This window comes from Aquaspirillum serpens DSM 68 (assembly GCF_000420525.1).
Taxonomy (GTDB): Bacteria; Pseudomonadota; Gammaproteobacteria; order Burkholderiales; family Aquaspirillaceae; genus Aquaspirillum; species Aquaspirillum serpens.
Window position 1 is genome coordinate 20,830 of the sequence record NZ_ATVC01000026.1, and the last position, 12,900, is coordinate 33,729.

The 12,900-nt window shown below is 50.4% G+C and carries 14 protein-coding genes and 1 pseudogene; 11 read left to right on the forward strand and 4 right to left on the reverse strand.

What is annotated here, in order from left to right; all coding sequences use genetic code 11:
- Positions 1 to 404: 404 nt before the first annotated feature.
- The 3 genes and pseudogenes from G465_RS16495 to G465_RS0106735 form a co-directional block, all read left to right on the forward strand.
- Positions 405 to 680, forward strand: a pseudogene (locus G465_RS16495) (methyl-accepting chemotaxis protein); the annotation flags it as partial.
- Between the two features lie 66 nt (positions 681 to 746).
- Positions 747 to 1,103: a CZB domain-containing protein gene (locus G465_RS16500; RefSeq protein ID WP_245556763.1), complete on the forward strand. Its 357-nt coding sequence runs from the start codon at positions 747 to 749 to the stop codon at positions 1,101 to 1,103.
- A 114-nt stretch (positions 1,104 to 1,217) separates the two neighbouring features.
- Complete coding sequence (locus G465_RS0106735) at positions 1,218 to 2,279, forward strand: VanZ family protein (RefSeq protein WP_245556762.1); 1,062 nt, start codon at positions 1,218 to 1,220, stop codon at positions 2,277 to 2,279.
- Here G465_RS0106735 and G465_RS0106740 read toward each other — a convergent pair.
- The 4 genes from G465_RS0106740 to G465_RS0106755 all read right to left on the reverse strand — a co-directional run bounded on the left by G465_RS0106740 (position 2,239) and on the right by G465_RS0106755 (position 4,808).
- The gene (locus G465_RS0106740) at positions 2,239 to 2,898 is read right to left on the reverse strand and encodes a pyrimidine 5'-nucleotidase (RefSeq protein ID WP_155846510.1); all 660 of its coding nucleotides are present in this window, start codon (positions 2,896 to 2,898) and stop codon (positions 2,239 to 2,241) included. The genes G465_RS0106735 and G465_RS0106740 overlap by 41 nt on opposite strands.
- Positions 2,899 to 2,926: 28 nt before the next feature.
- Positions 2,927 to 3,355: a CBS domain-containing protein gene (locus G465_RS0106745; protein ID WP_027405253.1), complete on the reverse strand. Its 429-nt coding sequence runs from the start codon at positions 3,353 to 3,355 to the stop codon at positions 2,927 to 2,929.
- A gap of 135 nt (positions 3,356 to 3,490) precedes the next feature.
- Positions 3,491 to 4,363, reverse strand: a complete 873-nt coding sequence (gene argB / locus G465_RS0106750; RefSeq protein ID WP_022653725.1) for an acetylglutamate kinase — start codon at positions 4,361 to 4,363, stop codon at positions 3,491 to 3,493.
- Between the two features lie 103 nt (positions 4,364 to 4,466).
- Complete coding sequence (locus G465_RS0106755; protein WP_022653726.1) at positions 4,467 to 4,808, reverse strand: DUF2325 domain-containing protein; 342 nt, start codon at positions 4,806 to 4,808, stop codon at positions 4,467 to 4,469.
- 184 nt (positions 4,809 to 4,992) lie between these two features.
- On the opposite strand from G465_RS0106755, the gene G465_RS0106760 reads away from it, so the two are divergent.
- The 8 genes from G465_RS0106760 to G465_RS0106795 all read left to right on the forward strand — a co-directional run bounded on the left by G465_RS0106760 (position 4,993) and on the right by G465_RS0106795 (position 12,687).
- Positions 4,993 to 5,988 (forward strand): Fe(3+) ABC transporter substrate-binding protein, encoded by a 996-nt coding sequence (locus G465_RS0106760; RefSeq protein WP_022653727.1) that lies wholly within the window; start codon positions 4,993 to 4,995, stop codon positions 5,986 to 5,988.
- Positions 5,989 to 6,129: 141 nt separating this feature from the next.
- Positions 6,130 to 7,746 (forward strand): ABC transporter permease, encoded by a 1,617-nt coding sequence (locus G465_RS0106765; protein ID WP_022653728.1) that lies wholly within the window; start codon positions 6,130 to 6,132, stop codon positions 7,744 to 7,746.
- 24 nt (positions 7,747 to 7,770) lie between these two features.
- Entirely contained in the window at positions 7,771 to 8,820 is a 1,050-nt protein-coding gene (locus G465_RS0106770; protein ID WP_022653729.1) for an ABC transporter ATP-binding protein, read from the forward strand.
- 8 nt (positions 8,821 to 8,828) lie between these two features.
- Entirely contained in the window at positions 8,829 to 9,725 is an 897-nt protein-coding gene (locus G465_RS0106775; RefSeq protein ID WP_022653730.1) for an AEC family transporter, read from the forward strand.
- A gap of 27 nt (positions 9,726 to 9,752) precedes the next feature.
- The gene (locus G465_RS0106780) at positions 9,753 to 10,637 is read left to right on the forward strand and encodes an alpha/beta fold hydrolase (protein ID WP_022653731.1); all 885 of its coding nucleotides are present in this window, start codon (positions 9,753 to 9,755) and stop codon (positions 10,635 to 10,637) included.
- A gap of 60 nt (positions 10,638 to 10,697) precedes the next feature.
- The gene (gene yjgA / locus G465_RS0106785; RefSeq protein ID WP_022653732.1) at positions 10,698 to 11,258 is read left to right on the forward strand and encodes a ribosome biogenesis factor YjgA; all 561 of its coding nucleotides are present in this window, start codon (positions 10,698 to 10,700) and stop codon (positions 11,256 to 11,258) included.
- Between the two features lie 2 nt (positions 11,259 to 11,260).
- Positions 11,261 to 12,223 carry a YheT family hydrolase gene (locus G465_RS0106790; RefSeq protein ID WP_022653733.1) on the forward strand — a complete coding sequence of 321 codons (963 nt, stop codon included), beginning with the start codon at positions 11,261 to 11,263 and terminating at the stop codon, positions 12,221 to 12,223.
- 14 nt (positions 12,224 to 12,237) lie between these two features.
- The gene (locus tag G465_RS0106795) at positions 12,238 to 12,687 is read left to right on the forward strand and encodes a GNAT family N-acetyltransferase (RefSeq protein WP_022653734.1); all 450 of its coding nucleotides are present in this window, start codon (positions 12,238 to 12,240) and stop codon (positions 12,685 to 12,687) included.
- The last annotated feature ends 213 nt before the right edge of the window (positions 12,688 to 12,900 follow it).

A 12,900-nucleotide genomic window follows, 5' to 3' on the forward strand; every position in this document is an offset into this window, starting at 1 on the left:
ATCGCCACAAGCAAAGAGCGTTAGAGCTAGAGCGTCGTTTGCAAAGCCTAGAAGAAGAACGGCGAGCAACAGAACGAGAACTGGAACAACTCCGGGCTAATTGGGAACCCAACCAAAAAGAACTCGCCGAGTTTCGTGAGAGTGAAGGCCGTCGTGCTTCTTACATCGATCCTTTTGGCTTGTTTTGTAAAAATGTCGAAGAGTTACGCGGCACTTTTTCACTCTTGGCAGAGCGACTAGAGAGCGACTTTACCGTAGCCTGTGATGCAGTTTCAACTCTCCACCGCAGCCGTGAAGCGCTTGATGTCATCATCAATAGCTTTAATCACATTGTCCAAGCACAGGGACAAACCGTCCGAGCCATGGACACCTTAAATGATAATACTGGCAAAATCAGCCAATTTGTTCAACTGATTAAAGACATTGCCGATCAAACCAATCTTTTAGCGTTAAATGCCGCGATTGAAGCCGCCCGCGCTGGCGAACAAGGCCGAGGGTTTGCGGTGGTAGCTGACGAAGTGCGTAAATTGGCAGAACGCACCGCACAAGCCACCAGTGAGATTGCCACTTTGGTCACCACCATTCAGGATGGTTCCAGCGCCACCAAACAACAGGTACAACAAGCATCAGAACAAGCGATGGACTACCAACGCTCTGGGGTAGAAACGGCCGACCAAGTTCGACAGTTGGTGAAATTCAGCGAACAAATGGCCCATACCATTTCGATGGCATCGAACACCAGCTTTATGGAAATCGTGAAACTCGATCATATTGTTTTCAAGCTGGACATCTACAAGGCATTTATTGGCTACCACGATTTGCGGCCAGAACAGTTATCGAGCCATACCAACTGCCGGTTGGGTAAATGGTATTACGAGGGGCGTGGCCATGAAGAATGTCGTCATAACCCCGTGTATGGCAAGTTAGAACAACCTCATGCTCGCGTTCACGATGCCGGTAAAAAAGCGTTAGAGATGCTCAACCAGCGACAATTTGATGCAGCGCGCGGCGCACTGCTTGAGATGGAAAAAGCCTCGGATGATGTGATGCGGATGCTGACAGAAATGGAAAATGAACGCTGCACAAAAGATTTTCGCAGCTAGGGGCTAGTCGATCGGGGGCGGCATCTATTAAGCTGGCACCATGATGCTGATGCTGCCCATGATGGCCCTTTTGTTATGGCCACACTGACCCCTTCTATGACACCTCGAGGCCATGTGCCTTGGCTTTTTGCAGCGATTTGCTTAGGGGTCATCGCTGTTGTCAGTCTATATCCTTTAGACAGTTGGCAAGACAATACCGAACCGCTGTTTGATTTTCTGTTTTACCCGCTACCGTATTACACCCGCCGCTTTGACACCATCGTCAATGTGCTTGCCTACTTTCCCTATGGCTTTGCTTTAGCCCTGATTCCTCGTCAACGCTGGTTGGGGCTGTTATTCGCCATCATTGTTGCCAGTGCGACTAGCCTGACGGTAGAACTGATTCAACAATTTCTACCAAGTCGAATCTCATCCAATCTCGATTTACTCTGTAACAGCCTTGGCGGTACCCTCGGTGCCTTATTTGCGCTCAATCCGCTCTCACGTTATATCGGTCAACGCCTACACCGCTGGCGGCATCGCCATTTTCACCCCAGCCGCGTGACTGACTACGCTTTATTGCTGATGACGTTATGGTTTCTGACCCAGCTTGATCCCTCGGTACCTTTTTTTGGCGTGGTGGTCATTCCTAAAGGGTTGCCACAGCCTTTTATTTCTCCACTAGACAACCCCGCGTTGTTCTTATTTCTGATCGAAGCTGGCAGTGCCATGCTGAATTTAGTGGGTACCTTGCTATTAGTCAGTCTATGCGCCAAGCGGTTGCAGTCAAAATCGCGTTTGGTACTCGGATTTTTATGTTTGGCAACAGTCATCAAACTGGCAATTGCCGGCGCTTTTCTGCGCGAATTTGCTTTCTTTGAGTGGATTAACCCTCGGGTCTTACTCGGCTTATTAGCGGGGTTATTGCTTTTGCTGTGGTGGTTAAGACTGCCCTATACCGCACGCGCCGGTTTAGGTGTCATCACCTTAGGTGGCATGTTGTATCTTGCGGCGCAATGGCCTTTGCAACCCGACCGCAGCCCAAGTTTTAGCCATCTACGCTGGAGCCACGGCCATCTCACCAATCTGAGTTTGCTGGCAGAGGTTGCCTCACATGTCTGGCCGTGGTTAGCCTTAACCCTGTGTTTGATTGGCTTTATACGACAATCGTTGTTTGCTTCGCGATACGAAGGCTAAGCCGCGCCAGCTGTGGCAGCGCAGTGATGCGGTAATCGACATAAGGGGGCCGGCGCGGTTGTTGATGCAGCCATACGGTCGTCATTCCCAATTGTTTGGCTGGTCGCAAATTTTCCACCGTATCTTCCACCATCACGCAATCCACTGCACGTACCCCCAGACGATGTAACACAGTTAGATAGGCGGCTTGTTTTGGCTTGGGCCGTAGGCGCAAACACTCGACGCCAAAATGCGCCAGCAAATGTGGGTGTAAACCGAGTTTTTTCGTTACTGCTTCGACATAGTGCTTGGGACCATTAGAAAACACCACTTTGCGCCCAGGCAAATAGCGCAACAGCTGCCCCACTCCAGCGGGTTTTTCTAATAAGGGCAGTAAAGCAGATAAAGGATGGGTACTGGTCAGAAAATGGTTTGCTGCAATCGCATGATGTCGTTGTAACCCATGCAAAGTGGCGCCATAGCGTTGCCAATAATGTTGGCGTAGTCGATGTGCTTCGGCCTCATCTAGGCCCAACTCCGCCATGATAAAAGCCGTCATTTGCTGGTTAATATAAGGAAACACCCTGCTCGAGGCAGGGTGTAGAGTGTTGTCTAGGTCAAAAAGCCAAGTTAATGCCACGTGCTTACCTAAGAAGGAAATGGGACCATCAACTGTGAATGTAATGTGATAATTGGTCAATCAGGAAGTTTTGTTCCGCAATGGTTGCGCTCACCACATCACCAATCGATACCATGCCCACCACTGCTTCATCATCAATGACGGGTAGGTGACGAATGCGCTTATCTGCCATCAAGGCCATACATTCATTGATCGTGCGGTCGGGCGAGACAAACAACACACGGCGGGTCATGATTTCGCCAACACGCGTCCCAGCGGATGTGCGCCCTTGTAACACCACACGGCGCGCATAATCTCGTTCCGAGAAAATACCCTGTAACTTGCCTTCTTCCATCACCAACACAGCACCGATATTGTGCTCGGCCATTAAACAGAGTGCTTCATACACCGTTGCCTGTGGTGTGACGTGATACAACTGATGTTTATCACGTTGATCGAGCAATTGCTTGACTGTCATGACCATGTTATTCCCCCTTGGATCAATAAAACGGTGTTAACGACACGCGATTGCAGTATAGAAAAGGAAATGTATTTTTTTAGTGCTTTTTCTGCAAGCCGACCTCAGTCAGGCTTGCAGCGCACGATCACTAGCTTAGCTAGCTTTAATCATGGTGCCAACACCGGCATCGGTCAAAATTTCTAGCAGCAATGCGTGTTTCACGCGGCCATCGATAATATGCACCGAGTTAACGCCATTTTTCGCTGCATCAAGTGCCGAACTGATTTTCGGCAACATGCCACCGTGAATCGTACCATCAGCAAACAACTCATCCACCCGCTTGGCAGTCAATCCTGTCAACAAACCGCCTTCTTTGTCCAACACCCCTGCTGTATTGGTCATCAAAATCAGCTTTTCGGCTTTTAATGTCTCCGCCAAACGACCAGCAACCAAATCGGCATTGATGTTATAAGCCGATCCTTCGGGCCCCACGCCAATCGGAGCAATTACGGGGATAAAGGCGTCATCTTCTAAGGTGGACACCAAACTAGGGTCGATATGTTCGATTTCGCCAACTAAACCAATATCCAGCGGATCGCCTTCTGGTGAGCGCAGGAACATTTTACGAGCGCGAATAAATGAACCATCTTTACCCGTCAGACCCACAGCTTTACCGCCGGCTTGGTTAATCAAGCTCACGATTTCTTTGTTAACCAAACCGCCTAACACCATTTCAACCACTTCCATGGTTTCACGATCGGTGACGCGCATCCCTTGTACAAATTCACCGTTTTTGCCCAAGCGCTCCAACATCTCGTTGATTTGCGGCCCACCGCCATGCACCACCACTGGATTGAGGCCAACCAATTTCAACAACACGATATCTTGGGCAAACCCTGCCTTCAATTCATCATCGGTCATGGCATTGCCACCGTATTTGATCACGATGGTTTTACCATTAAAGCGCCGGATATACGGCAGCGCTTCGGCCAAAATAGAGGCTTTTTCTTGGGCTTCAGTCAACATAGGGCAGCATCCTTATTCAATAGTCTAAAAGGGCAGAGACACAACACAGGCGATTGTAACCAATGCCAAGAGTGCTATCGAATTTTAATCCCGCCCAATCACATTATCGTGACGGCCGCGGGCAACGGTGTTGACAATCTGCACATGCGTTTTGCTCTTGCAAACCGACTTTTTCTAGCCCCTGTTTGAGGGCACACACTGAACGGCGACAAGCAATCACATGAATATCGCCGCTATTGGCCAACTCACGAAAGTGTTTCATCACGTTATGACCCAAAAAATCGGTAAACAAAATCAACAAATCTGTTCCCGCAGGTAAACGATCCACTTTGCGCTGATGGGCACTGTTGCGGCCACTGATGTGCTTTTGCACGGTAATGCCAAAAGACTGCAAAACATGAGGGATATTTCCGAGTGTATCGGCACCAACCAACATAGCGTTCATGCTCCACCTCCTTACAAATGAGAATTGTTATCATCTTTGCAAGGCTATTGACGACTGTCAAGGGTATTAAGAAATAGTTTGATAACTATTCTCATCATTGCTACAATTTTTGCCACACTCTCGCTTGGGTTCATCCTTAAGCAAACTACACCCATACATCATTTCTGAATAAGGTGATTAAGACATGAAACGTCTTTCTTTGTTATGTGCAGCGTTAACCGTTGCTTTTGCTGGTCAGGCATTGGCAGAAGAAGTTGTGGTGTACAGTGCGCGGAATGAACAGCTGATTAAACCGCTGTTTGATGCGTATAAAAAAGAAACTGGCGTGGATGTAAAATTCATCACCGACAAAGAAGGCCCGCTGATGCAGCGCCTGAAATCAGAAGGCAATAACACGCCGGCTGATATTTTGTTGACAGTGGATGCAGGTAACCTGTGGCAAGCCAGCCACGAGGGTCTGCTCAAACCAGTCAAGTCGGCCGCACTCGAAGCGAATGTGCCAGCGCACTTGCGGGACCCAAAAGGGGAATGGTTTGGTCTGTCGATCCGTGCACGGACAATTTTTTACAACACCAGCCGCGTCAAACCTCAAGAGCTGAGCAGTTATGAAGATTTAGCCACCGCAAAGTGGAAAGGCCGTCTGTGCTTACGCACCTCGAAGAAGGTCTATAACCAATCGCTGGTAGCGATGCTAATGGCCGAACATGGTGAAGCCAAGGCTGAACAAATCGTCAAAGGCTGGGTGGGTAATCTGGCAACCGATGTCTTCCCAGACGACACCAAAATGTTAGAAGCCATTGGAGCCGGTCAATGTGATGTTGGGATTGCCAACACCTACTACTATGGTCGTCTGATGGAGAAAAACCCAAAACTGCCGATTGGCATTTTCTGGGCTAACCAAAAAGGCAGTGGGACTCATGTGAACATTTCTGGTGCTGGGGTGACCCGTTATGCCAAGAATGAAAAAGGGGCAGTTCGCTTGCTTGAATGGTTGTCTTCTGACAAGGCACAAAACCTCTATGCCGACAGCAATATGGAATTCCCTGTCAATCCAAAAGTGAAATCCGACCCCAAAGTCGCCGCATGGGGTGATTTCAAACACAACTATATCAATGTCGCCAAAGCTGGTGAACTACAAGCAGCGGCAGTGAAATTGATGGACCGCGCAGGCTATCGTTAATTATTGTGTGTTGTTCACTCACAGGCAGCTGAGCGCCAGCTGCCTGTTTGTATTTGCGCTTGGCAGCATTACGCTTGAGTTTATTGCATAAAAAGTTCGATAATTGCTGTTTTCCTCGACGATTTAGACAGATTTTCTTCAATGGCCCTTTTTCATTCCACTCGGCGTTGGTTTGGTGTCGCAGCAGTTTTCAGCCTGATTACCTTAACCCCGCTGGCGGTAATCCTCTCGGCCTTTCTCGACCCTAGCCCAGATATTTGGGCCCACCTTAGCGAATTTGTCCTTCCCCGCTTGTTATGGAACACCTTTGTTTTGATGCTGGGTGTCAGTATAGGTGGGCTATTATTGGCCGTGCCGCTGGCTTGGTTAATTGCCATGTACGATTTTCCGGGGAGACGTTTCTTTAGCTGGGCATTGATGCTGCCATTGGCGATGCCGGCGTATGTGATGGCCTTTACCCAAATCGGTTTGTTTGATTTCACCGGCCCCATTCAAACGTGGATGCGTGAGGTGTGGGGTACGAGCGCCGCCATGCCGCCCATTCGTTCGACCGGTGGGGTGATTTTGGTGATGAGCCTCGCGCTGTATCCCTATATCTACCTACTGGCCCGTGATGCTTTTGCCAGCATGGGACGACGCGCATTAGAGGCCGGTCAATCGTTAGGACTGAGCCGCCGGCAAGCTTTCTTTCGTGTCGCATTACCGATGGCACGGCCTTGGATTGTCGGTGGTGTGAGCTTAGCCTTGATGGAAACCTTGGCCGACTTTGGTACGGTATCGATTTTTAACTACGATGCTTTTACCACCGCCATTTACAAAGCATGGTTTGGCCTATTTTCTTTATCGTCGGCATCGCAGTTAGCGTCTTTATTGGTGTTATTGGTGTTTGTTTTAGTGTGGTACGAGCTGCGGGCACGCGGACGGCGCGCTTATACCGTTACCGGACGCGGCAGCATACAAGCAAAACGCGACCGCCTGCCTACCCTGTCTGGCCTAGTTGCCACCGCTTGGGCCAGTGTGGTTTTGGGTCTGGCTTTTGTCATTCCATTTGGTCAATTGTTATGGTGGTGCCGGCAAGCAATCGAGACCGACCTCGACGCTCGTTATATCAGCTTTGTTTGGTATTCCTTACTACTGGCCGGTCTTGCTGCCGTCGCCGTTGCCGTCGTCGCCTTGCTGATTTCGTATGCACAGCGCCGTGATGCGCGCCAGCGCACTCGCTTTGCCGTTCGATTAGCCACCCTCGGCTATGCCGTCCCTGGCACTGTGTTAGCCGTCGGTGTATTTATCCCGATCGCTTGGCTAGATAATGTCTTGCTCAATCTGTTTTCCAGCTATTTGCCAGAAGGACAAACGGCGATTTTTAAAGGCACATTGCTGGTGATGATTTTAGCCTATATCGCACGTTTTCTCGCTGTCGGTTTTCAATCGGTTGATGCCGCCATGCAAAGGATTACCCGTAGTCAAGAAGAAACGGCGCGAGTATTGGGCGAATCAGGCTGGGGTTTGTTACGCCGTTTATACCTGCCGCTATTGCAGGGTGGTTTATTCACGGCCTTGTTGATGGTATTTGTTGATGTGATGAAAGAAATGCCCATCACGCTGATGACCCGTCCCTTTGGCTGGGATACGCTGGCGGTGCGAGTGTTTGAAATGACCAGCGAAGGGGAATGGGAGCGTGCCGCCTTGCCCTCGGTTGCCATTGTTTTAGTCGGTTTATTGCCGGTGATTTTGTTAGCACAACGTCGCCATGCTTAATGCTTTTTCTGTTTGGGATACCTGATGTCGGTCTTGCTTGAATTGCGCCATATTAGCCAGCGTTATGCAGCACAAGAAATCGTCAAATCGCTTTCACTACAGCTGGAACAGGGCGAAATTGGCTGTTTGCTCGGCCATTCCGGTTGTGGCAAAACCACGGTTTTACGCTGTATTGCTGGGTTTGAGCCGATTCACGATGGTGAAATTTTATTGAAGCAACAGCCGATCAGCCGACCCAATCAAAGCGTCCCACCACATCAGCGCCAAATCGGCATGGTGTTCCAAGACTATGCGTTGTTTCCACATTTATCTGTCGCCGATAACATTGGTTTTGGCCTGCACCAACACACCGCACCACAACGACAACAGCGCATTACCGAGTTGTTGGAACTGGTAGGGTTAACAGCACACGCCCAAGCTTATCCGCATGAGCTATCCGGTGGTCAGCAACAACGGGTGGCATTGGCACGAGCGTTAGCGCCCAAACCACAGCTGTTATTGCTGGATGAGCCATTTTCCAACTTAGATGTTGCCTTGCGCGAACGTCTGGGCCAAGAAGTGCGGGAAATTCTGAAACGCGAACAAATGACCGCCATTTTAGTCACTCACGATCAGCATGAGGCCTTTGCCATTGCCGATCAGATTGGGGTGATGCAAGCAGGCCAAATTGTGCAATGGGCAACACCGTATGAGCTTTATCATCAGCCGGCTAACCGCTTTGTGGCCGATTTTGTTGGTAAAGGTGTGTTCGTCTCCGGCACCATCACCGGCAGCCGTTGTGTGGAAATTGAATTTGGCGAAATTTGTCGTGTTGATCTCGACAGTCGCGGTTTTGCCGTCGGCAGCCGTGTTGAAGTGTTATTGCGTCCTGATGATGTGGTTCACGACGATTTCAGCCCCTTAAAAGCGCAAGTCGTCAACCGCGCATTCCAAGGTGAAGTGTTTCTCTACACCCTCGCCCTCGCTTCGGGACAACAGGTACTCGCCACCGTCGCCAGCCATCACAATCATCGCATCGGTGAATGGATTGGCATTAAATTAGACCTTGATCATCTGATTGCTTTTCCAAGCTAAGGCCACGCATGTTAAGTATTGCTTGGGCATTATTGCCAGATTTTGTACTGATTTTGCTTGGTTTGAGCCTGCGCCGTTGGTTTGGTTATCCGGCGGAGTTTTGGGGGCATCTAGAACGCCTCGTCTATTATGTGATGTTCCCCGCCCTACTCTTTCGTTCCGTGGTCAAAAGCGAGCTCGAATTTACCCCTGCCCTCGATATGATCGCCGCAGGTGTCGGGTTTACTGCTGGTGGTTTGGCGTGTGGTTTATTGCTCTGTTGGTGGTTACGTCCCTCCTCACAGGCTTTCGCCTCGACCATTCAAACCGCTTTTCGTTTTAATACCTATATCGGCATCGCGGTGGTCGATCGTTTGGCCGGTGGGCCGGGGATTGCTGCTCTAGCGTTATTAGTCGGGGTGTTAGTGCCAGCGGTGAATGCACTGGCGGTTTGGTTTCTGGCACGGCACGGCGGCCATTCGGTATGGCGAGAAATTCTCCGTAATCCGCTGATTATCGCCACCGTCAGCGGCTTTATCTGCAAATTACTGGGTGTTACCGCACCCGATACCGCCATGCACCTCATCGATCTCTTTGCTGTTGCCGCCACACCACTGGGCTTGTTGGCAGTAGGTGCCGGTTTGCGCAGCGAAGGCTTGCGGCAAAATTTGGCACTGATTAACGGCATGACAGCGATTAAATTGATTGTCGTACCAGCATTGGCATGGGGTCTGGCGGAGTGGTTTGATTTAAGCGGCATGTATCGTACCGCCGCCATTGTCCTCGCCACCCTGCCGACCGCCTCATCAGCCTATATTCTCGCGGTACGAATGGGCGGTGATGGTAAGTTGGTCGCTTCCATCATCACCATGAATATCTTTGTTGGTATGTTGACACTACCGTTCTGGCTGACGTTTACCTTATGATGGGCATTTTTCTGTCGCCGCCCACTTATGTACCAAGCAAAATTATTATCACGCAGTGAATTCCCACCGCTGGCCCCCGACCGCCCCCGCCTGCACGTCCGTCATTGGGGGCGCGAGGGTGCAGCAAAATTGTTTTTGCTACATGGCTGGATGGACAGCAGTATCACTTTCCAATTTTTAGTTGATACCTTAGGTGATGATTGGCATTTCATTGCCCCCGATTGGCGGGGTTTTGGTCAATCACAGGCCAATACCGCTGGTTATTATTTTCCCGATTATCTCGCCGATTTAGAGGCGTTACTGAATCACTATGCCGCCAACGAAACAGTAACCCTGATCGGGCATAGCATGGGCGGTATGATCGCCAGCCTCTATGCCGGCATTCGTCCACAACGTATTGCCAAACTTATCTCGATTGAAGGGTTTGGCTTACCAGATAGCGACCCCAATGAAGCACCAAAACGCTATCGCCGTTGGCTAGACGAACTGCAACAACCACCACGCTTTGATGACTTGAGCTTAAACACCGTGCAACAACGGCTACAACGGCGCAATCCTCTGCTCTCACCCGACCGCGCCGCCTTTCTTGCTCACGCTTTGACAGAAGGTGATGCGGCAAACGATTGCTATCGTTACCAAGCCGATCCTCGTCATAAAATGGTCAATCCAGTGTTGTATCGTTTAGCCGAGGCTAAGGCCTGTTGGCGCGAAATCACCGCGCCGGTGTTATGGGTAGTAGGCGGTGGTGATAGCGACCATCCGTTAGCGCGTTCTGTATTAGCCAGCTTGGATGAGCGCCGAGCGTGTTTTCAAACCATCCAACAAGTCACCCTCACCCCATGTGGTCATATGGTGCAATGGGAACAACCAGAAGCCCTTGCCGCCGCCATAGAAGATTTTTTGGCCTGCTGAGGCGGGGCAAGCTTCTGTTATCATGGTTCCCTTTTTACCAGTCATTGAAGTGGAATTATTGTGAGTCAGCCCTCTTTGTACGATGACGAGGCACCCAGCAAATCGCAAAAAAAACGCGATGCTGAGGCATTACAGGCATTAGGTACCGAACTGATTGCGTTGTCGCATGACAGCCTGAAAAAATTGCAGTTACCAGAAAACTTATATCTGGCCATCCGCGAAGCGCAAAAAATTACCGCCAATGGTGCCATTCGGCGCCAGCGGCAATATATTGGCAAATTGATGCGTGATATCGATCCCGAGCCGATCCGCGAGTTTTTAGCGGTATTGCGTGGGGAGTCCGATCAACACACGGCATGGTTACACCGTTTAGAACGGCAACGCGATCGGCTGTTGCAAGACGATGAAGCCCTTGCTGAATTTCTTGCGGCACATCCTGATTGTGATGTGCAAAATCTGCGGCAGCTGATTCGTAATGCTCGCAAAGAACAAGCCGAGAGCAAACCACCAAAAGCCTACCGACAATTGTTCCAGTTGCTCAAAAGTCTGTCCCCTGCACCAGGTTTGCCACAACATGCTACCGCCAGTGATAGCAACGAGGACGATGAGGACAACGGCTAATCATGCCCAGCTACCGCGCCCCGCTTTGGTTACCCGATGGCCACAGCCAAACGGTTTGGCCGGCGTTATTTTTAGCGGGTGCGGTACCGCAATATCGGCGTGAACTCTGGCCCACGCCAGATGGCGATGAAATCGCTCTTGATTTCCTTGTCAACGACAGTGCCTCAACCCACGCCCCCTTGGTGGTGCTGTTTCATGGTTTAGAGGGAAGTTCGCGCAGCCACTATGCCCGCGCTCTGATGCGTGAAGTGGCTTGCTGTGGCTGGCAAGGGGTGGTGGTGCATTTCCGTGGCTGTGGCGGGCAACACTTCCGCGCACCACGCGCCTATCATGCGGGTGATTCAACAGAAATTGCGTGGGTGTTACAACATCTGGCACGGCGCTTTGGCTGTGTCTTGACCGTCGGAGTGTCGTTGGGTGGCAATGCGCTGTTGAAATATCTTGGTGAAGCGGGGCAACGCGCTATTCCTCATGCCGCCGCTGCCATTTCCGCACCACTTGATTTAACCGCCGCCGGTCATGCGCTTGAGCGTAGCCCAATCAATCGTCAGCTTTATACGCGCATGTTTTTACGCAGCTTAAAACCGAAAAGCCTGCGCCTGCTTCAGCACTATCCCCATCTTCTCGACCAACACGCACTTCGCACCAGCCGCACCCTCCGCCATTTTGATCACCATGTCACTGCACCGCTGCATGGGTTTGACGGCGTAGAGGATTATTGGCAACGCGCCAGCAGCAAACCCTATTTAGCACACATTACCATTCCAACATGGGTATTAAATGCCCGTAACGATCCCTTCCTACCAGCCCACGCCCTACCGAAAAAACAAGAAGTCAGTGCTCATGTGCAATTAGAATTTCCCAAACACGGCGGGCATGTTGGCTTTGTCAGTGGCCATTTCCCCGGCCATATTCAATGGCTGCCGCGCCGGATTGTCGATTTCTTCACCCAACAACTCAGTTAAAAGCACACGACAACATGGACATTACCATTCGAACCGCGACGGTTGACGATATAGCAGCGGTGGCGGTGTTATTCGATCATTATCGCCAGTTCTACCAACAAGCCGCTAATCTCAGTTTGGCGCACCGTTTTATCCAAGATCGCTTGCAACAGCAACAATCGGTGATTCTGGTGGCAGAAACCTCAGCGAAAACCCTTGTTGGTTTTTGCCAGCTCTATCCAACATTTTGTTCGGTGGCAGCGCAACCGATTTATGTGTTGTACGATCTATTTGTCAGCGTTGCGGCGCGGCGAAGTGGTGTAGGACAGCGGTTATTACAAGCCGCTGAAGCACAGGCAAAACAAGACGGAAAAGTGCGTCTAGATTTATCCACTGCCAAAGACAACCATACCGCACAGCGACTGTATGAGCGTTATGGCTGGCAATGTGATGAGATTTTTTTGACCTACAGCCGTCACATCTAAACAAAAAGCCCACGTTTAAACAGATACAAGCGTGGGTACGGGTTTTGTGCCCACCGTTTTTAATTTGATTGCTTGATGTTTGTTTTACGTGGATGCACTACGTTTATCCACCCTACTATAATCATCCGTATTACTCTTCGTCTCTGCCCCAACCATGTTGCCATTGCTCGACCCGAAGAACGATTACATCTTCAAACGTCTCTTTGCCCAATC